Genomic DNA, 19,279 nt, shown 5'->3' with positions numbered 1-19,279 from the left:
GCGTTGTCACAACCTCAAAGCTGGGCCACGATCGCGCGGTAATCCGCCGCCAGCGTGGCCTGAAGAATCTCTGTCGGATAGTCGTCGGTGACGACGGCCTCGCCCATCTGGCGCAGCAGCACCAGGCGCAGGCGCCCGTCGAGCACTTTCTTGTCGACCGCCATGTGCTCCATGAAATGCGCCGGGGTCATTTCCTGTGGTGGCACCACCGGCAATCCTGCGTCCTGCAGCAGGCGAATACCGCGATCTCGCGCAGGCTGGTCGATCCAGCCAAGGCGCATGGACATCTCCAGGGCCATCACCGTACCCGCCGACACGGCCTCGCCATGCAGCCAGACGCCGTAGCCCATGTGGGTCTCGATGGCATGGCCGAAGGTGTGGCCTAGGTTGAGCGTGGCGCGTACGCCCGATTCACGCTCGTCGGCGCCGACCACGGCGGCCTTGGCGGCGCAGGAACGGGCGATGGCTTCGGTCAGGGCCTTGGAATCCAGGGCGCGCAGAGCCTTGATGTTCTTTTCGAGCCAACCCAGGAAAGGCTCATCGCAGATCAGGCCGTACTTGATGACTTCGGCGAGCCCGGCGGAAAGTTCGCGCTCAGGCAGGGTCTTGAGGCTGGTGGTGTCGATCAGCACCGCGTTGGGCTGATAGAAAGCACCCACCATGTTCTTGCCCAGCGGGTGGTTGATGCCGGTCTTGCCGCCGACCGACGAATCCACCTGCGACAGCAGGGTGGTAGGCACCTGGATGAAGTCGACACCGCGCTGGTAGCAGGCCGCGGCGAAGCCGGCCATGTCGCCGATCACACCGCCACCAAGGGCGACCACGGTGGTGCGACGGTCATGACGGGCAGTCAGCAGCGCATCGAAGATCAGTTGCAGGGTTTCCCAGTTCTTGTGGGCCTCGCCATCGGGCAACACCACTGGCAGCACCTTGTAGGCACCCAGGGTCTTGCTCAGGCGTTCGAGGTACAGGGGCGCGACGGTCTCGTTGGACACGATGGCCACCTGGCGCCCGGCAATGTGCGGCGCCAGCAGCTCGGGCTGGTCCAGCAGGCCCTCGCCAATGTAGATCGGGTAGCTACGTTCGCCCAGGTCGACCTTAAGTGTCTGCATGTATCCCCACAATGTGCTTGGGCGCGGTGACGGCTGTGCGGCTCCGCGCGATGACGTTCAACCCCGCCTCGGCGTTGGTGGCCGAGGATAGTCCTGACTTATCGGGGCGGCAACTGATGCAAACGCTCGAGAATATCGAGCACCACCATGCGCGGTGGCCGTTCGTCGGTTTCCACCACGATGTCGGCAATCTCGCGATAGAGCGGGTCGCGTGCCTCCAGCAGGGCGCGCAGCGTGGCTTCCGGGTTGGCCGTGCGCAACAGCGGCCGGTTGCGGTCACGGGCGGTACGCCCGACCTGCTGCTCCACCGAGGCATGCAGGTAGATCACCCGGCCTCCGGCGTGCAGCGCGGCGCGGTTGGCATCGCGCATCACCGCGCCGCCACCGGTGGCCAGGACCACGCCATCGAGTTCGCAGAGCTCGGCGATCATCGCCTGCTCACGATCACGAAAGCCCGGCTCGCCTTCTTTATCGAAGATCCACGGGATATTGGCGCCGGTTCGCAGTTCGATTTCCTTGTCGGAATCCTTGAACAGCAGGCGCAGCTCTTTGGCCAACAGGCGCCCGATGGTGCTCTTTCCAGCGCCCATGGGCCCTACAAGTATCAAATTTCGCACAGAATCAACGACTCACAGCAATCGCCTGGTCACTCATGATACGCGGAGTCAGGAAGACCAGCAGCTCGGATTTTTTCTCTTGTAATGCATCGCGTCGAAACAGCCGCCCAACATACGGCAGATCGCCGAAAAATGGCACCTTGTCGACCACATTGTTCTGCGACGTCGAGTAGACGCCGCCAATCACAATGGTCTGGCCATCGGCAACCCGCACCTTGGCATTGACCTCGTTCTTGCGGATCGGCGGCACATTGTTCAGGGCATTGACGAAATCCGGCTCGTCCTTGGTCACCCGCACTTCCATCACCACCTGGCCATCCGGGGTGATCTGCGGCGTTACTTCCAGCGACAGCGAGGCCTCGCGGAACGAGACGGAGGTGGCACCGCTCTTGGTCGTTTCCTGGTAAGGCACCTCGGTACCCTTGATGATGCGCGCGGTCTCCTTGTCGGCGGTGACCACCTTGGGCTGCGAGATGATCTCGCCGTTGCCGCTCTTTTCCATGGCACTGAGCTCCAGGTCCAGCAGTATGTCACTGCGCAGCAGGCCCACTCCCAGCCCCGACGTGGCCCGCTCCACCCCCAGGTCGACGAACAGCTCGCTGCCCAACCGGCTGTCCGGCCCGTACAAAGGGCCTCCCCAACGCACACCCAGTGCCTTTTCGTAATCGACGCCGGCCTCGACGATACGTGCTTCGATCATCACCTGGCGTACGGGCACATCGAGCTGCGCCACCAGCTTGCGCAGCTCGGCGAGCCGGTCCGGCGGCTGGGCCATCACCAAGGTATTGGTTCGCGCATCCACGCTGAGGCTGCCGCGCCCAGCCAGGAGGCCGTCGTCGGCAAGGCTGGCCTGCAGCAACTCCGCCAGCTCCGCAGCGCGGGCGTGGTAGACCGGAATCAGCTCGCGCTGCAAGGGCTCCAGTTGTGCCTCCAACGCCTGTTCCAGATGGGCGCCGCGCGACTGCTCGGCAAGCTCGGCAACCGGCGCGACCAGCAGCACATTGCCCTCCTGGCGCCGCCCCAGCCCTTTGCTGCGCAGTACCAGATCCAGCGCCTGCTGCCACGGCACATCGTCAAGGCGCAGGCTGATACGGCCCTGAACAGTATCGCTGGCCACCAGGTTGATCCCTACGTAATCGGCCATGACCTGCAGCACCGCGCGTACTTCCACGTCCTGGAAGTTCAGCGATATGGGCTCTTGCTCAAACGCCGGCGTCAGCGTCGGCTTCAAGCCCAGCAGGAGCATCAGAACCCCGCTCGACCACACTTTCATCTTCATCCCTGACCTCTCCATGGGCACCCTTCCCGAGTGCCAGAAACCGGGAGCGCTCCTGCCAGCCACCGGCGATATACAGCCGTTCGTGCACCTCGACCTGATGCGCATCGATGCGCACCACAACCCCGTCATCACGCCCCAGCCGATCACCCACTGCGACCCGGTACAGATGGCCTGCCGAGCGCAACAGTGCATGGCGCTGCCCCGCCCGAGAAAGGCTGCCGACCATCTCGAGTTGCTCCAGCGGAACGCGGCCAATTCCTTGGGGCGCAACCCGGGATGTCCACGCCAGGAACGGATCGAATTGGCGGGCGGATACCGCCTGTCTGGCGCGCTCATCTGCCAGCGAAACCGCCACTGCCTGGCCCGGCGCGGCGGTGTACGCATGCACTTGCAGCTTCGCCCTGACCAACCCGGAACGCTCATCCACCGCCAGCAGCTCCAGCCGTGCCACATTCAACAGGCGCACCTGCTGCAGCCACTGCTCCAGCCACGCTCGCAACGCCGGGTAACGGCCCACCACGCTGATGTCCAGGGGCATCACGCGATACCCGGCTTGCTGACGCTCCTCCAGCACATCGAGGCGCTCGACCAGCAAGCCGTGCTGGTGCCCCGAAACCGCCAGCTGGTCGAGCAACTCGCTCACCCCCTCTCCTGCCGCCAGCCGCCAGCGTTCCCGCGACAAGCGCTGCTCGTCGTCGTTGAGCGCCTGGCGCTCCGGTTCGAGCTCGGCAGCCTGCCCTTCCCTCGCCACAAGCTTCTCTTGGAGCTGCTGCTCAAGCAGGGCGTGCGCGCGATGGTGTTCATACTGCTCGCGCAGGCTTACCTGATAGCCCACGACCACCACTGTCGCCGCCAGTGCCAATACGAGCACGGCCCTGAGCACTGCCGAGCGCTGCAGCAACACCTGCCATTCAGCCAGAGAAGTGCGCCTCATGAGCCGTGCGCCGCCAGGCGCGCCGTCAAAACAAACTCATCCCCCGTTTCGAGATTGCGCAGATGAACCAGTTGCAGGTCCTGTAGCACCTGCGCCGCTTGCAGATCGCGCATGAACCGGGCGATGACTGCCGGCGAAGCCGCCTGCCCGGTCAGCCGAAACTGCCCATCCAGCGCTTTGAGTTCAGTAAGCCTGGCGCCCTCTGGCAGAGCGTGCTCCAAACCGAGAAAGACGCCGGGCAGCGTCGCCTGGCGAGCCCGCAACCCAACCAACTCTGCATGCTCTGCCAGCAGGGCATCGCGCGCCTGACGCAACTGCTCGACCTGCGCCACGATGGCATCAAGACGCTGCACTTCGGCTTGTTGCGCGGTGACGGCGTCGATCTGCCGTGCCAGGCGTGACCGCGCCAGGTGATCGAGCAGCATCACACCCAGCAACGCCACTAGCAGGCTGGCGATCACCAGCACCCGAAAGCGATAGGCATCCCGCGCCCTGCGCCGCTCGCGCCACGGCATCAAATTCAAGCGCAGCATCAATGCAGCCCACCGAGCGCCAGCCCACAGGCCAGGGCCATCGAAGCGTCGAGCGCCTTGGCCTCACGCCCCTGGGCCAAGCCCGAGAAGTCCGAGCCGGTGGCCATTCTGCATGCCACCTTCAGGCGCTCAGCCAGTGCTGAAGCCCGCTCGTCATCGACTGCCCCTCCAACCAAAACCACCTCATCGACGCCGGCTTGCGTGCAAAGGCGCTCGACAGGTTCGAGCCACCCATCTGGCGATGCCAGCGCGACCTGCTGACGGTGTGGGAGCACAGGGTCCTGCAGCCGATGCAGCACCGCCTCGTTCCTCTCCAGTTGCACCAGGGCGGTCGTGCGTGCCGGCAACGCTGGCATGGCCCGGCGCAAGGCGATGCTGTCGACTTCCATTGCCTGCACCTGCAACCCTGCTCGCGCAAACACTTGCTCTAGTGGGTCAATCTGGCTTTGCCTGCACGCAGCGACCAGCACATCGGCGTGCCCTGGGTGCTCGGCGGACGCCCCTAGCACCTGAAAATCCAGGGCCAGGTCATCCAGCGGAAAGGGGAAGAGCTGGTCGGCCTGATCAAGCAATTGCGCCTCGGCGTCGAGGTCGGACACGCCAATCGGCAAGCGCAGCACCTTGCAGATCACCTGCGAGGCCGGCAACGCCAGGGCAACCCGGCGCTGACGCGTCGCGCAGCGCCCATGGGCCTGGCGCAAAGCGTCCACCAGGCGGGCGTCATCATCGAGCAGGTGGGGGCCACGCAACGGAGGGTCGATGGACTGCCGCACCCAGCCCACGACCCGGCAACGGCCCCGTTGACGGCGTACTTGCAGCATTCGTATGGAATCGGCGGCGATTTCCACCCCCAGCAGTGAACCTGCAACCTTGCCAAAGCGTCCAAGCATGGCTGTGCCTTCCCTGTCATCAAAGCCCGTGCGCTTGCCGCGTGGGCGGTCATCGCAGTACCCCGGCCGGTCACCCGAAGGGGCGAAAAATGCTTATAATGCCCAGCGTTTTTTCCTGTCCGCCGGCCCCGCGCCCTCCACTCCTCAACCTGGACACCCAAAAGCCTTGATACGCCTGCTGAAGTTCTTCTGGTGGTCTTTCGTCGCAGTCATCTGCGCGCTCGTGCTCGGTGTGAGCGGTGCGTTTCTGTATCTTAGCCCCAGCCTGCCGTCGGTCGATTCGCTGCGAAGCGTCCAGTTGCAAATCCCCCTGAGGGTGTACAGCAGCGATGACAAGCTGATCGCCGAGTTCGGCGAAATGCGCCGCTCGCCAATCAAGTTCCAGGAAATTCCCCCACAGTTCATCCAGGCATTGCTGTCGGCCGAGGACGATAATTTCCTCAATCACTATGGCGTCGACCCCAGCAGCCTGATGCGCGCGGCCACGCAGCTGGTCAAGTCCGGGCACATTCAAAGTGGTGGCAGCACCATCACCATGCAGGTGGCGAAGAACTTCTTCCTCAGCAGCGAACGCAGCTTCTCGCGCAAGACCAACGAAATCCTGCTGGCCCTGCAGATCGAACGCGAACTGACCAAGGACGAAATCCTCGAGCTGTACGTCAACAAGATCTACCTGGGCAACCGCGCCTACGGCATCGATGCCGCCGCGCAGGTGTACTACGGCAAGTCGATCCGTGACGTCAGCCTGGCGCAGATGGCCATGATCGCCGGCCTGCCCAAGGCGCCGTCACGCTTCAACCCGCTGGCCAACCCGGTGCGCGCCAAGGAGCGCCGCGACTGGATCCTCGGGCGTATGTACAAGCTCGGCAAGATCGACGAAGCCAGCTACCAGGCGGCCCTGGCCGAACCGTTGAACGCCAGCTACCACGTGCCGACACCAGAGGTGAATGCCCCTTATGTCGCCGAAATGGCGCGTGCCGAAATGGTCGGCCGCTACGGCAGCGATGCCTACACGGAAGGTTTCCGCGTCTACACCACCGTCCCCAGCGACATGCAGCAGATGGCCAACAACGCGGTGCTCAACGGCCTCTCGGAGTACGACGAACGCCACGGCTACCGCGGCCCCGAAGCGCGCTTCCCGGGCAAGGCCCGCGCCGCCTGGCTGCAGGAACTCGGCAAGCAGCGCACCCTCGGCGGCCTGGAGCCGGCCATCGTCACCCAGGTCGAGAAAACCGGCCTTAAGGTAATGACCCGCGGCGGCCTGGAAGAGACCGTAACCTGGGACACCATGAAGTGGGCCCGCCCGTACATCAACAGCAACGCACAGGGCCGCTCGCCGCAGTCGCCGGCCGATGTCGCCCAGGTTGGCGACCTGGTGCGCCTGCAGCGCCTGGAAGACGGCAAGCTCAAGTTCAGCCAGGTGCCTGGCGCCCAGAGCGCACTGGTGACCCTCGACCCGTATAACGGCGCGATCCGAGCTCTGGTCGGCGGCTTCTCCTTCGAGCAGAGCAACTACAACCGCGCCATGCAGGCCAAGCGCCAGCCAGGTTCGAGCTTCAAGCCGTTCGTCTACAGCGCTGCGCTGGACAGCGGCTACACCGCCGCCAGCCTGGTCAACGACGCCCCGATCGTGTTCGTCGACGAATATCTGGACAAGGTCTGGCGACCGAAGAACGACACCAACACCTTCCTCGGCCCGATCCGCATGCGCGAGGCGCTGTACAAGTCGCGCAACCTGGTGTCGATCCGCCTGTTGCAGGCCATGGGCGTGGACCGCACCATCGACTACATCGCCAAGTTCGGCTTCAACAAGCAGGACCTGCCGCGCAACCTGTCGCTGGCACTCGGCACCGCCACCCTGACCCCTATGGAGATCGCCACCGGCTGGAGTACCTTCGCCAACGGCGGCTACAAGATCAGCCCATACCTGATCGAGCGCATCGATAGCCGCAGCGGCGAAACGCTGTTCACCGCCAACCCGCCGCGCGTGCCGCAAGGCAGCGAGGACCAGGCCGGCCTTGCCGCGCCCGAACAGCCGATCAGCGTGACCGCCATGCCGGGCGAAGCCCCTTCCGCCTTCGGCCAGGTAGCGCCCGCACCGCAAACCCCGGCAGTCGCCGAGCGCATCATCGATGGCCGCACCACCTACATCCTGACCAGCATGCTGCAGGACGTGATCAAGCGCGGCACCGGCCGCCGCGCCCTGGCCCTGGGCCGCAATGACCTGGCGGGCAAGACCGGCACCACCAACGAATCCAAGGACGCGTGGTTCTCGGGTTACAACGGCGACTACGTCACCACCGTGTGGGTAGGCTTCGACCAACCGGAAACCCTGGGCCGCCGCGAGTACGGCGGCACTGTGGCCCTGCCGATCTGGATGGGCTTCATGGGCCCGGCGCTCAAGGGCAAGCCCGAACACACCCCGGCCGAGCCGGAAGGCATTCTCAGCCTGAGGGTCGACCCGATCAGCGGCCGCGCGGCCACCCCGAGCACGCCGAACGCCTACTTCGAGCTGTTCAAGGCCGAGGACTCGCCGCCATCGGTGGATGAGCTGGGTAATGGTGCAGCGCCTGGCAGCCCGCTGCCAGCGGATGAAGCGGCGCCGATGGATCTGTTCTGACAGACGATGCCCGTGTAGGAGCAACTGCCTTGCTCAACTACTAAAGCTAGCGCGATCCCTCTGGGAGCGGGCTTGCCCCGCGAAGGGCCGCCAAGCGGCCCCAGCAATACAAAGAAGACGCCATTGGCGTCTTCTTTCGTTTCAACGGTTCAGCACCTTGTCGCAGTTGAACGTCCCGACAAGCACCTGCAGCCGGATGCACGCCTTGCACCCTCGACCTGGCTGCCTAGATATACCCGACACCTTGCCCGGAATCGTCCTACAAGCGTACGGAGGGGTCCTGCATCTTCCGTTGAGAAACCCCGCTAGCTTGGCAACTTTTCCCCTGGCGGGGCGACGCTGCGCAAGCCCTTGCCAGACTGACATGACAAGGGACAACGGATGTTCGACTCAACACCTACAGAGCGCCTGCGCTTCCACGTGCCGGCGGTTCAGCACGATCTTCAGGTACTGGCGTTCGACGGCGACGACGCCATCAGCAAGCTTTTCAGCTTCGATATCGAGCTGGTCAGCGAAAACCCTCGCCTGCCGCTCGAACCCATGCTCAACCAGCCGGCCTTCCTCGCCTTCGATGACAAAGGCGCCGGTGTGCATGGCGTCATCAGCAGTTTTCGCCAGGGCGCTATCGGCGCGCGGCTCACCCACTACCACGCCCGGCTGCAGCCGCGCCTGTCGCGCCTGGCCCTGCGCCACAACCACCGGGTGTTCCAGCAGCGCACGGTGGCGCAGATCGTTGGCCAGGTGCTCGGTGAGCACGGGCTGTTCAGCGACAGCTATCAGTTCCTCCTCGAAGAGCCTTACCCACCCCGTGACTACTGCGTGCAGTACGGCGAGAGCGACCTGGCGTTCATCGAGCGGCTGTGYCAGGAAGACGGTATCCACTACCACTTCCGCCATTCGCGCCTGGGCCACCGCGTSCTGTTTGCCGATCAYCAGTCRCATTTCCCYCGCCTCGGGCCKGYCGTGGGCTTTCACCCACCTTCAGGCCTGCAGGCCGACAAGGTGGTGGTCAGCCGCTTCGGCGTGGGGGTGCGAACTGCAGTCAACCAGGTGGAACTGCGCGACCACGAYTTTCGCAAGGCCGCCTTGCCGCTGGCCTAYCCCAGCAGCAGCGACGCGGCCCAGGAGCTGGCCCTTGAGCACTACAGCTACCCCGGCGGCCTGCGCCAGACCCTCGACCAGCAGTTGGGCGGCTCGCTGAGCAAGCGGGCGCTGCAACGTTGCCGCGCCAACCATTGCCAGGCCGAGGGCGCGAGTGACGCCCCGCATCTGCTCAGCGGCCACCTGCTGCAACTCACCGACCACCCGCGCGAGCCGTGGAACGACCTGTGGCTGCTGACCAGCATGCACCACAAAGGGCGCCAGCCCCAGGTGCTCGAAGAACACGCCGAGCCCAGCGATGCCGTGCAACGCTACAGCAACACATTCACCGCCACCCCCTGGGACCTGCTGTTCCGCCCGCCGCTCACCCATCACAGGCCGCAGGTTCCCGGCAGCCAGGTGGCCAGGGTCACCGGCCCGGCCGGCGAGGAGGTGTATTGCGACGCCCTGGGCAGGGTCAAGGTGCAGTTCCACTGGGACCGCGARGGCCGCAACGACGCCCACAGCAGCTGYTGGCTGCGGGTGATGTCCAGCTGGTCGGGCGAYARCCAYGGCGCCGTCACGCTGCCCCGGGTCGGCATGGCGGTGGTGGTCAGCTTCCTCGACAACGACCCCGACCAGCCGGTGGTCASYGGTTGCCTGCCCGACAGCCTGCACCCGCCACCCTATGCCCTGCCCGAATACCGCAGCCGCACGGTGCTGCGCAGCCGCAGCCTGGGTGGCGGCGGTGGCTACAACGAGCTGGCCATGGAAGACCGCGCCGGGCAGGAGCTTTTGTACCTGCGCGCCCAGCGCGACTTCGAGCAGCAGGTGGGCAACGACAGCCACGTGCAGATCGGCGGCCACCGCCAGTTGCTGGTGCGGGGCGACAGCCTGGTCACGGTGGAAGCCGACGAGCAGCGCAGCGTGGGCGGCGAGCGCAAGGTACTGGTGCGGGCTAGTGACCACCTGGTGGTCGAGCAGGGCAGCCAGACCCGCGTGGGCACGGTGCTGGTGCAGCATGCCGGGCGCCAGGTGCAAGTGTCGGCGGACGGCGAGGTGGTGGTGGAAGGCGGGGCCAGCATCAGCCTCAAGGTTGGCGGGCAGCACCTGGTGATCAACAGCGCCGGTATTTTTGCCAGCAGCCCGATCCAGGTGGGGGGCACGCCGGCGGCCAACCAGTCGGTAGTACCACTCCCGCCTGAACTGGTTGGCAGCCAAACATTGGCCGCGTTACCCAAGGTGGTGGCGCCGGTGATGCTGGCGCTGGTGCCCGCCAGCAAGCAGGCCGACCAGGACTTTTGCCCGCTCTGCGAGGCCTGCGCCAATGGCCAGTGCCTGCCGGCAGGAGGTGTCCGATGAGCGGCCATGACCTTTGGCAATGGACGGCCGCACAGCGTGCCCTGGGGCGCGAAGTCGTGCTGCTGCTGGATGGCGAAGCAGCGACCCCTCGCGAGCTGATGGCTGCCTTGGGCAGCGACCGCTGGAGCGCCCTTTACAGCCAGACACCAGCAGCCCAACTGGCCAGCGCTGGCCCCACCGCGTTCCGGGTGGGCGATGGCGAGCTGCGGTTGGCGGGCGCGGACCTCTCGGCGCCACAGGCGCACTGGGGTTGGCTGGCCAGCATAGCCCCTGGCGAATGGGAGGCCTGGCTCAGCCACTGGCGGGCGCGGCTGATGGTCGGGCCTGGGCTGTACCGCTTTCACGACAACCGCGTACTGGCGCGTGCCTTGGATGTCCTGGCGCCGGCTGAACTGCCCGCTTACCTCGGGCCGACCATCAGCCTCTGTTACTGGCAAACGGATGCATGGCGGGTGGTGGATAACCCGGCACCGGGGAGCTATCCCGTGCCCTCCGAGCCGGCCTGGCTACAGGTGCCGACACCTGCTGCCGAGGTGACGCTGCTTGTGAATGCTGATCGCTACCTGGTCCGGCATGACTACGAACGCTATCTGCAACTGGCGAGCGAACAGGACCACGAGGCCTGGCTTGTGCGGCAGCTGGAACAGGCCAAGGCCTGGGGGTGGGAGACGTCCGCGCAGTTGGAGTTCCTGTTGCTCAGCAGCCTGCGTTCGCCGGGGTTCAGGGTCGGTGAGGAGTGGGCGCGGTGGCCGGAGGAAACGCCCGAGGCACATTTTCAGCGGGTGCGACGGATTGCGCCATTAGAGCAAGGGAGAAAGTGAAATGAACTATTGGAGGAAACGAGGACTTGTTGTAGCGGCCGTGTTGTTGCAGACCAGCTGCTCTGAATGGCAACCGAATTCGTTCACATTGGTGGGAGAGTTACCACCAAACTTTTCTTATTGGGCGGGCGTGCTCTATGAGCCTGAGCCTGGTACCAACTGTGCTGTGACGGATTGGAGGCGAACCATGCCGGAATTCAACCGGCCTTGGCTGGGCGAATATAACCCGGAAATAAAAATACCAATACGCACCCTGATAAAGGGGTGTCAGATGGTCTTGGATAAAATCGATATTAAAATATTTGCTCGATGGTCTGATGCCACCCCTGTAGACAGAACGGATAGCTACACACGCGCCGGCCTGACTGTTTACTCGCAATATGAAGGTAAGAATAAACGAACACTCACAAAAAGCGATGAGGATACTTTCTATGGTGAGTGCTATTGGAGATTTAGAACGATGGGAAAGAAACGCCAGCTGTCAAAGGGATTGAGTTGCAGGCAGGACGCAAGCCGCGGGGAGGTCGGCTTGGATGTAGTGTATGCCGTCTATACACTGGATCAATTACCGGGAAAAACCATAAAGATGAATATTCGTTTACTTGATGAGGAAAAACCGGGCGAGCGAAATAGGTGGGTTCAGTTTGCTAATGGATGGAAGAGGTGTATGGGGGATGGCTTTGAAGATCCTTATGCATTTTGCGATGGAAACACATCAAATTTCAGCCACTTCACCGGTCCGAACGGCGAGGTTTGCACGATACATCCAGGCTGTAAGGAGTAGAGCGTTATGAAGGAGCTTCTTGATGAGCTGTCGTCGCCTATTAATTCCAAGATTTTTGCGTGCCCTATAGAGGACTGTAGAACCAGCTTTCAATTGGTTGACGAATTTGGGCGAGGTGAGCCATACGCAGGATTGAGTTATGAAGCGATCGACCGGGAGGGTATAACCCACACGGGCGTGCTGGATATTGAAGGGAACGCTGTTATTTCGAGGCACTACAGCGGCGGGCTAGTTATAAAATTCTCTACGCTCTTTGGTGGTACTGATAAGCTATATAAGGGTTTTATTGATCGAGAATTTTATCCACTGCAAATAACGGATTTGCAGGTTAGAGCGGAAGATACGCAGTTTAAAAAAACGAATGGTTCGCGAACCGAAGACAATCCTGCTTACGCGAAGTGTGATCGATTTCTCCAAGTGGAGGTGCGTGACCTTGTCCAGCACACCTGTCATCTACCTCCTGCGACGAAGTCTAACTTTCCTCCTGAGGAATACGCCAAGAAACTCATGCGCGGGCATGGTGCCCACGGTGTGTGCCTGCGGCCCAACCAGCACACGGTGCTGGAAGTCCGCCCCCTGCGCGCCTTGCGGTTGGTGCTTTCGAAGGATCCAAGTTTTTGCGTGCTGAACATGTATCAGTTGGCACTCATGGCCACGCTGAGCTATTCGCCGTTCGGACAAGAACCGGACGGGCACCCAGTCCGGTCATCGACAGTCAGCTTCCCCCATGAGCCCAGTGTAGGCAACTGGTTTGCCGAATCGCTAAGTGCATTCAGGGAGATCTGGAGGGTCGATACAAAACTGACGCAGTCGTTCTACCCGTTCTATGAAGAAGTACCGTACTCGCAGCGGTGGGAGATCGCGCCTTTTGATCCCGACCTGTATCCCTACAACCATCCGAGTCGGGAAGACCTTCAAGAGCACCCCGCCAAGCTTCATTTTCTTGATGATCGAAACAAGTTCAACGCGACGGATACCCAAGCATTTGCCACTCACACATCAGATCAAATTTTGATAGCAGTCCGGGGTACCAGCGAATTCATGGCCGATGCACTTCGAGATTTTGATGCGTTACAGGTCGAATTTCGTGAAGGGGCAGGTCGAGTTCATCGAGGATTTTATGGGTCCGCTACGCAAGCATACGCTTTCGCACGGGAGTACATGGACAGGTTCTACACGGGTCAACAACTGGTCATCTGTGGCCACAGCCTCGGCGGTGCGGTCGCTTTACTTCTGGCAGAAATGCTTCGTCGCCAAGTGGAAGGCATCGACATCCAGCTCTACACCTACGGCGCCCCTCGCGCCGGCGACGCCACCTTCATGCGAGGCGCCGCCGACCTGGTCCATCACCGCATCGTCAACGACAACGACCCGGTCCCTAGTGTCCCCGCCAGCTGGATGCACCGGCCCTTCGAGCGGGTCCGTCAGGATATCGCACAGGCCCATATGCAAGCGCCCCTGGGCGTGAAGACGGTGCTCACCAGCCTCGGTTTCGAACTAGCCGAGTCCTACGAGCACCATGGCGAATTGCGCCATTTCATGAGCATTCCCTTCGCACCGGGCCGCCAGTCCGCCGTGCTATGGACGCCGGGCTGCGAGACCATCACCGAGCAAGCGCTGTGCGACCGCATGCTGCGTCACGAGCACGGCCTGCCCGAACGCATGGCCTTCATGGATCAGTTGTTCCGTGTCGGCGACCATTTCATGGTGGCCTATATTCCCGCCTGCTGGGCCGCGTTGCGCCGCCATCAAGAGGTCCTGCAGGCCAACACGCCCCCGGTCACCCGCCGTGAGTTGACGCTGATCCGCGCAATGCTGGTTTCATTCGATGAACAGATCCAGCGCATGCAGGCGTCGATCAAGCATGCGGACCCACACCGTCGCCAACATGAAAGTCGGCTGCAAATCATGCACGAGGAACGCCGCCGACTCGAAGCCACCCTGACGCGACTCTCTGCGCTCGCCACCACCACCGTCACCGCAGCCCAGGTCTACGGCTCGCTCGCCAACCACCCAGAACTCGAAACCCTCCTCGCCCGTTGGCACACCCATGACGTGAACAACCGCGAAGAGCAGCTTGCCATGGCCCCCGCCGAACTTCCCTCAAGCGAGCCGCCGGTAATCAAAGTGTCCTTCGACGAGATCTTAGCCATGCTCGATTCCGAGAGCGATCCGTCTGACCCTCTGAACTTGATATGAAAAAGGGCCCGATGCGTGCGCGCGGCCTTTTGAAAGGTTGATAAGTGTCCAGTCAAACAAAAAAGCCCCGACTCTCACGAGCCGGGGCTTTTTCATGACGCTACGGCTGAATCAGCCGTTGAACACGTCATCCACGCTTTTCAGCGGGTAGTGCTTCGGATACGGCAGGGTCGCCACGCCGGACTCGATGGCGGCCTTGGCCACGGCATCGGAAACGACGGTGATCAGGCGTGCATCCAGTGGTTTCGGGATGATGTACTCACGGCCGAATTCCAGTGCCTGTACGCCGTAGGCGTCGCAGACTTCCTTCGGCACCGGCAGCTTGGCCAGGTCCTTCAGGGCGACGGCGGCGGCGATCTTCATTTCTTCGTTGATGCGCTTGGCGCGAACGTCCAGGGCACCGCGGAAGATGAACGGGAAGCCCAGTACGTTGTTGACCTGGTTCGGGTAGTCGGAACGACCGGTGGCCATGATCACGTCGCTGCGGGTGGCGTGAGCCAGCTCCGGGGAGATCTCTGGATCTGGGTTCGAGCAGGCGAACACGATCGGGTTGGCCGCCATCGACTTCAGGCCTTCTGCGCTCAGCAGGTTCGGGCCGGACAGGCCAACGAACACGTCGGCACCGTCCAGGGCGTCAGCCAGGGTACGCTTGTCGGTAGCGTGGGCGAACTGGGCCTTGTACTGGTTCAGGTCGTCACGGCCGGCGTGGATCACGCCGCTGCGGTCGATCATGAAGATGTTCTCGACCTTGGCGCCCATGCTCACCAGCAGTTTCATGCAGGAGATGGCGGCAGCGCCGGCGCCCAGGCAGACGATCTTGGCGTCTTCGAGCTTTTTACCGGCGATTTCCAGAGCGTTGATCATGCCGGCCGCGGTAACGATCGCGGTGCCGTGCTGGTCATCGTGGAACACCGGGATGTCGCACTGTTCGATCAGGGTGCGCTCGATCTCGAAGCACTCAGGTGCCTTGATGTCTTCGAGGTTGATGCCACCGAAGGTGATGGAGATGCGGCGAACGGTGTCGATGAAGGCCTGTGGGCTTTCCGATTCGACTTCGATGTCGAACACGTCGATACCGGCGAAACGCTTGAACAGAACACCCTTGCCTTCCATGACCGGCTTCGAGGCCAGCGGGCCCAGGTCACCCAGACCGAGGATCGCGGTACCGTCGGAAATCACCGCAACCAGGTTGCCCTTGCCGGTGTATTTGTAGGCCAGCTCTGGATCACGACCAATCTCGCGCACCGGTTCGGCGACGCCTGGGCTGTAGGCCAGGGCGAGGTCACGGGCAGTGGCGGTGGGCTTGGAGAGCTCGACGCTCAGTTTCCCCGGACGGGGCTGGGCGTGGTATTCGAGAGCGGCGGTTTTCAGGTCTGACATGATGGGCATTCCGCTATTTACTGTTCTGACGGACCGCCGAGGATACGCAAAGTGCCGGGGGGCGACAAGACTGCCCGGTCACTAGTGTCAAGGCCTTTGGCCTACGACTTTACGCTATAACCCACGGGGCTTGCGAAAGCCTAGTGTGTACAATCCAATAGCAAACTGTCTACAACTATTTAGCCAGAGGCAGGCTGCAACATACTCGGATCGGTCAATGGCAACACCCAGCGTCGCTGCCCGGGCTTGAGCCCTCCCTTGCGGGAACGATCCAGCACCCAGCCACGCGCTTCGACCTGGCGTCCCTTGAGGTTAGCGAAGAAGCTGGCGGGGAAGTTGCGCTGCAGACGGGCGGGGATCCGCACCACCACGCTGTTGTCCAACTCCAGCCAGACACCGCCGCTATTGCGCTCGATGCCATTGATTTTGCCGCTGATCAGCGCAAAACCGGATTGGCGCACATCCCGTGCACGCAGCACCGGCGATTGCCGCCAGAGCCCCAGACGCGCCTTGCGCGCTGCCTGTTCAGCTTGCTGCTGACACCCGGCAAGGCGCGTATTCGGCGCAAATGCAATGCGGTAGGCCAAGCCCTCGCTGAGCAGTTGTGCTTCAAGATTGTTGCCAGAACGGCTGTAGATATGCGCCAGGGTGCGCCCGTACTTGTCTTTGCCCTCAACCCCGGGCACCAGCCCGACCCGGCCATCGCTGGCCTTGATCAACGCCTGCAGGCGGCGTTTGGCCGCGTCGGCATAGGGCTCTCTGGGCCGCCCTTTACCTGCGACTTCCGGGGCATTGATACCAATCAGGCGAACACTGCGGCCATCAACCAGGCGAACGGTATCGCCATCGACCACATGGCGCACCGCCACCTGCTGCGGGCTGTCCGGCAACGGGCAGAAGGCCAGGGCCGGCAAATGCCAAATCGCGCCCACAAAAAAGGCGCCCACAAGGGACGCCTTCTTCTGCAACAGTGCGAACCCCGAAGGCTTCGCCATGCGCATCTTACTTCTTGGCACCGAACATGCCGAAGCGATCGGCGAACTTCTGTACGCGACCACCGGTGTCCAGGACTTTCTGCTTGCCAGTGTAGAACGGGTGGCACTGGGAGCACACGTCGATCGCCAGCGGCTTGGCCAGGGTCGAACGGGTTTCGAATTTGTTGCCGCAGCTGCAGGTGACTGCAACTACTTCGTAGTTCGGATGAATATCTGCTTTCATGGTCACTTCCTCGAGCTGCGTGCCGCCACCCAACACCTATTGTTGAATACCGCACGTAATTAGGCGGCGAATAATACCAGAGCGCGACGCCAGCGCAAGTTGTCGCTTGCACCGACCGTCGTCTGCTAGGCTCGCCTGATTTGTGAAACGCCCTCCAGAGACCTTCCGCGTGTCCGACGTCATCCTGCGCCTTGCCCTGCCCTCGCCCCTGCGTCGCCTGTTCGACTACCGGGCCACCGCAAGCATGGCTCGCCAGACGCTGACCCCCGGCATGCGCATTCGCGTGCCGTTCGGCCGCCGGGAAATGATCGGTGTGCTGGTGGAGGTAGCCGACAAAAGTGAAGTGCCGGCGGACAAGCTCAAACCCGCCAGCGCCCTGCTCGACCCGGTTTCGCCCCTGCCGCCGGCGCTGTTCAAGCTGTGCCTGTGGACGGCGCAGTACTACCAGCACAGCCTGGGCGACACCCTGAACTGGGCGCTGCCCACCCTGTTGCGCCAGGGCGAGCCGGCCGAAGTGCGCCAGGAGCGCTTCTGGCATGTCGCCGCCGGGGCACGCCTTGAAGACCCGCGCATTGCCCGCGCGCCGCGCCAGCGCGAAGCCCTGAAGACGCTGTCGCAGCACCCGCACGGTGTGGCCCACAGCCTGCTTAGCAAGCTCGGCCTGAACAAGGACAGCCTCGACCTGCTGCTGGCCAAGGAGCTGGTCGAGGTCGAAACCCGCCGGCACCTGCCACAGGCCCGTCACGAGCACTGGCTGGCCCAGCCGGAGCTGCCGCTCAACGAAGAACAGCGCGCCGCCTTCGAGGCCGTGCGTTCAGGCTTCGGCGCCTTCCACGCGTTCCTGCTGGCCGGCGTCACCGGTAGCGGCAAGACCGAAGTCTACCTGCAACTGATCCGCGAAACCCTGGAGGCCGGCAAACAGGCGCTGATCCTGATCCCCGAGATCAATCTCGGCCCGCAGACCTTGCAGCGCTTCGAGCAACGCTTCAACGCACGCATCGCCCTGCTGCACTCGGCAGTGGGCGACCGCGAGCGCCTGGACGCCTGGCTGGCGGCCCGCGATGGCGAGGCGGACATCATCATCGGCACCCGTTCGGCGCTGTTCACGCCGATGAAGAACCCGGGGCTGATCATCATCGACGAGGAGCACGACGGCTCCTATAAACAGCAGGAAGGCCTGCGCTACCACGCCCGCGACCTGGCGGTGGTGCGCGCGCACCAGGAGAACATCCCGATCCTGCTGGGCTCGGCCACCCCGTCGCTGGAGAGCCTGCACAACGCCCACAGCGGCCGCTACGGCCTGCTGCGCATGAACCAGCGTGCCGGCGGTGCGCGCGCACCGCGCTTCATGCGCCTGGACGTGCGCAGCCTGCCACTGGACAGCGGCATCAGCGGCCCGCTGCAGCAAGCGATTCGCCAGACCCTGGAGGCCGGCCAACAAGTGCTGGTGTTCCTCAACCGCCGCGGCTTCGCCCCAACCCTGCTGTGCCACGACTGCGGCTGGCTTTCGGAATGCCCGCGCTGCGACGCGCGCATGACCGTGCACCAGCGCTCGGCCGTGCTGCGCTGCCACCACTGCGGTTACGACGAGCGCCTGCCGCTGCAATGCCCGCAATGCGCCCACGTCGACCTGCGCCCGGTAGGTGCCGGCACCGAACGTGCCGAAGAACGCCTGAAGGTGCTGTTCCCCGACTACCCGATCCTGCGCGTGGACCGCGACAGCACCTCGCGCAAGGACGCCATGCACAACCTGTTCACCACCATCCAGCGCGGCCAGCCGAGCATCCTGGTCGGCACCCAGATGCTGGCCAAGGGGCACCACTTCCCGCGGGTGACCCTGGTGGCGATCCTCGATGCCGACGGCGGGCTGTTCTCCGGCGACTTCCGCGCCAGCGAGCGCATGGCCCAGCTGATCGTGCAGGTGGCGGGCCGCGCCGGGCGCGCCGAAGAGCCGGGCAAGGTTATCGTGCAGACCCACCTGGCCGACCATCCGTTGCTGGTGCAACTGACCGAACAGGGCTACTTCGCCTTTGCCGAACAGGCCCTGAGCGAGCGCCGCGCAGCCGGCCTGCCGCCGTTCGCCCACCTGGCCCTGCTGCGCGCCGATGCGCACAAGCCCGGCCAGGCCGAAGGCTTCCTCGACGAAGCCTGCGCCGCCGCCGAGCGCGTGCTGGCCGAACAGGGCCTGCATGGCATCGAGCTGCTGGGCCCGGTGCCCGCGCCCATGGAGCGACGAGCGGGGCGATTCCGCGCGCAACTGTTGCTCCAGGCCAATGCCCGGGCTCAGTTGCATCGACTGATCAGTGCCTGGTTGCTAGTGTTGGAGCAGATGCCTTCGGGGCGGCAAGTGCGCTGGTCGCTGGATGTCGACCCGGTGGACCTGTACTGAGAGTTCAAGCGGTCCGTGGGAGCGGGCTTGCCCCGCGATTGAGCCCATCGCGGGGMARCCC

15 protein-coding genes are annotated in these 19,279 nt (G+C 63.5%); 6 read left to right on the top strand and 9 right to left on the bottom strand.

The annotated features are described in order from the left end of the window. Positions 1–14: 14 nt before the first annotated feature. From aroB to pilM, 6 genes are all read right to left on the bottom strand, one after another. Positions 15–1,112, bottom strand: a complete 1,098-nt coding sequence (gene aroB, locus RTH46_RS10835; protein ID WP_153788048.1) for a 3-dehydroquinate synthase — start codon at positions 1,110–1,112, stop codon at positions 15–17. Positions 1,113–1,210: 98 nt separating this feature from the next. Next, positions 1,211–1,729 carry a shikimate kinase AroK gene (gene aroK / locus RTH46_RS10830; RefSeq protein ID WP_110996384.1) on the bottom strand — a complete coding sequence of 173 codons (519 nt, stop codon included), beginning with the start codon at positions 1,727–1,729 and terminating at the stop codon, positions 1,211–1,213. A gap of 4 nt (positions 1,730–1,733) precedes the next feature. Beyond that, on the bottom strand, positions 1,734–2,975 hold the full coding sequence (locus RTH46_RS10825) for a type IV pilus secretin PilQ (RefSeq protein WP_410478562.1): 1,242 nt from the start codon (positions 2,973–2,975) through the stop codon (positions 1,734–1,736). Continuing rightward, entirely contained in the window at positions 2,932–3,942 is a 1,011-nt protein-coding gene (locus tag RTH46_RS10820) for a pilus assembly protein PilP (protein ID WP_316905674.1), read from the bottom strand. The genes RTH46_RS10825 and RTH46_RS10820 overlap by 44 nt, the downstream gene beginning before the upstream one ends. After that, positions 3,939–4,475 carry a PilN domain-containing protein gene (locus tag RTH46_RS10815; protein ID WP_316905673.1) on the bottom strand — a complete coding sequence of 179 codons (537 nt, stop codon included), beginning with the start codon at positions 4,473–4,475 and terminating at the stop codon, positions 3,939–3,941. The genes RTH46_RS10820 and RTH46_RS10815 overlap by 4 nt, the downstream gene beginning before the upstream one ends. Further along, positions 4,475–5,365 carry a type IV pilus biogenesis protein PilM gene (gene pilM / locus RTH46_RS10810; RefSeq protein ID WP_316905672.1) on the bottom strand — a complete coding sequence of 297 codons (891 nt, stop codon included), beginning with the start codon at positions 5,363–5,365 and terminating at the stop codon, positions 4,475–4,477. Before pilM ends, RTH46_RS10815 begins: the two co-directional genes overlap by 1 nt. 169 nt (positions 5,366–5,534) lie before the next feature. On the opposite strand from pilM, the gene RTH46_RS10805 reads away from it, so the two are divergent. From RTH46_RS10805 to RTH46_RS10785, 5 genes are all read left to right on the top strand, one after another. Then, the gene (locus RTH46_RS10805; RefSeq protein ID WP_371923729.1) at positions 5,535–7,985 is read left to right on the top strand and encodes a penicillin-binding protein 1A; all 2,451 of its coding nucleotides are present in this window, start codon (positions 5,535–5,537) and stop codon (positions 7,983–7,985) included. Positions 7,986–8,366: 381 nt separating this feature from the next. Further along, the gene (gene tssI, locus RTH46_RS10800; RefSeq protein WP_316905671.1) at positions 8,367–10,427 is read left to right on the top strand and encodes a type VI secretion system tip protein TssI/VgrG; all 2,061 of its coding nucleotides are present in this window, start codon (positions 8,367–8,369) and stop codon (positions 10,425–10,427) included. After that, positions 10,424–11,248 (top strand): DUF4123 domain-containing protein, encoded by an 825-nt coding sequence (locus tag RTH46_RS10795; RefSeq protein ID WP_316905670.1) that lies wholly within the window; start codon positions 10,424–10,426, stop codon positions 11,246–11,248. The genes tssI and RTH46_RS10795 overlap by 4 nt, the downstream gene beginning before the upstream one ends. A gap of 187 nt (positions 11,249–11,435) precedes the next feature. After that, positions 11,436–12,032, top strand: a complete 597-nt coding sequence (locus RTH46_RS10790) for a hypothetical protein (protein ID WP_316905669.1) — start codon at positions 11,436–11,438, stop codon at positions 12,030–12,032. 6 nt (positions 12,033–12,038) lie between these two features. Continuing rightward, the gene (locus RTH46_RS10785; RefSeq protein WP_316905668.1) at positions 12,039–14,231 is read left to right on the top strand and encodes a lipase family protein; all 2,193 of its coding nucleotides are present in this window, start codon (positions 12,039–12,041) and stop codon (positions 14,229–14,231) included. A gap of 111 nt (positions 14,232–14,342) precedes the next feature. Here the strand turns inward: RTH46_RS10785 and RTH46_RS10780 are convergent, their stop codons facing one another. From RTH46_RS10780 to rpmE, 3 genes are all read right to left on the bottom strand, one after another. Further along, a complete protein-coding gene (locus tag RTH46_RS10780) occupies positions 14,343–15,611 on the bottom strand; it encodes a malic enzyme-like NAD(P)-binding protein (protein WP_110996568.1) in 1,269 nt (422 codons plus the stop codon). Between the two features lie 179 nt (positions 15,612–15,790). Continuing rightward, a complete protein-coding gene (locus RTH46_RS10775; protein ID WP_316905667.1) occupies positions 15,791–16,612 on the bottom strand; it encodes a thermonuclease family protein in 822 nt (273 codons plus the stop codon). A 1-nt stretch (position 16,613) separates the two neighbouring features. Next, a complete protein-coding gene (rpmE, locus tag RTH46_RS10770) occupies positions 16,614–16,829 on the bottom strand; it encodes a 50S ribosomal protein L31 (RefSeq protein WP_125465915.1) in 216 nt (71 codons plus the stop codon). Between the two features lie 169 nt (positions 16,830–16,998). Between rpmE and RTH46_RS10765 the strand changes: the two genes are divergently transcribed. Continuing rightward, positions 16,999–19,218 (top strand): primosomal protein N', encoded by a 2,220-nt coding sequence (locus RTH46_RS10765; RefSeq protein WP_153787929.1) that lies wholly within the window; start codon positions 16,999–17,001, stop codon positions 19,216–19,218. Positions 19,219–19,279: the final 61 nt, after the last annotated feature.

This window comes from Pseudomonas sp. zfem004 (assembly GCF_032621715.1).
Lineage (GTDB): Bacteria > Pseudomonadota > Gammaproteobacteria > Pseudomonadales > Pseudomonadaceae > Aquipseudomonas > Aquipseudomonas sichuanensis.
This window is presented reverse-complemented; position numbering and strand designations above follow the sequence as displayed.

Coding starts and splice junctions, on each gene's coding strand:
- rpmE (WP_125465915.1), bottom strand. CDS start 16,829: ATGAAAGCAGATATTCATCCGAACTACGAAGTAGTTGCAGTCACCTGC.
- RTH46_RS10820 (WP_316905674.1), bottom strand. CDS start 3,942: ATGAGGCGCACTTCTCTGGCTGAATGGCAGGTGTTGCTGCAGCGCTCG.
- RTH46_RS10825 (WP_410478562.1), bottom strand. CDS start 2,975: ATGCTCCTGCTGGGCTTGAAGCCGACGCTGACGCCGGCGTTTGAGCAA.
- pilM (WP_316905672.1), bottom strand. CDS start 5,365: ATGCTTGGACGCTTTGGCAAGGTTGCAGGTTCACTGCTGGGGGTGGAA.
- RTH46_RS10795 (WP_316905670.1), top strand. CDS start 10,424: ATGAGCGGCCATGACCTTTGGCAATGGACGGCCGCACAGCGTGCCCTG.
- aroB (WP_153788048.1), bottom strand. CDS start 1,112: ATGCAGACACTTAAGGTCGACCTGGGCGAACGTAGCTACCCGATCTAC.
- RTH46_RS10790 (WP_316905669.1), top strand. CDS start 11,436: ATGCCGGAATTCAACCGGCCTTGGCTGGGCGAATATAACCCGGAAATA.
- RTH46_RS10785 (WP_316905668.1), top strand. CDS start 12,039: ATGAAGGAGCTTCTTGATGAGCTGTCGTCGCCTATTAATTCCAAGATT.
- RTH46_RS10775 (WP_316905667.1), bottom strand. CDS start 16,612: ATGCGCATGGCGAAGCCTTCGGGGTTCGCACTGTTGCAGAAGAAGGCG.
- RTH46_RS10780 (WP_110996568.1), bottom strand. CDS start 15,611: ATGTCAGACCTGAAAACCGCCGCTCTCGAATACCACGCCCAGCCCCGT.
- RTH46_RS10815 (WP_316905673.1), bottom strand. CDS start 4,475: ATGCTGCGCTTGAATTTGATGCCGTGGCGCGAGCGGCGCAGGGCGCGG.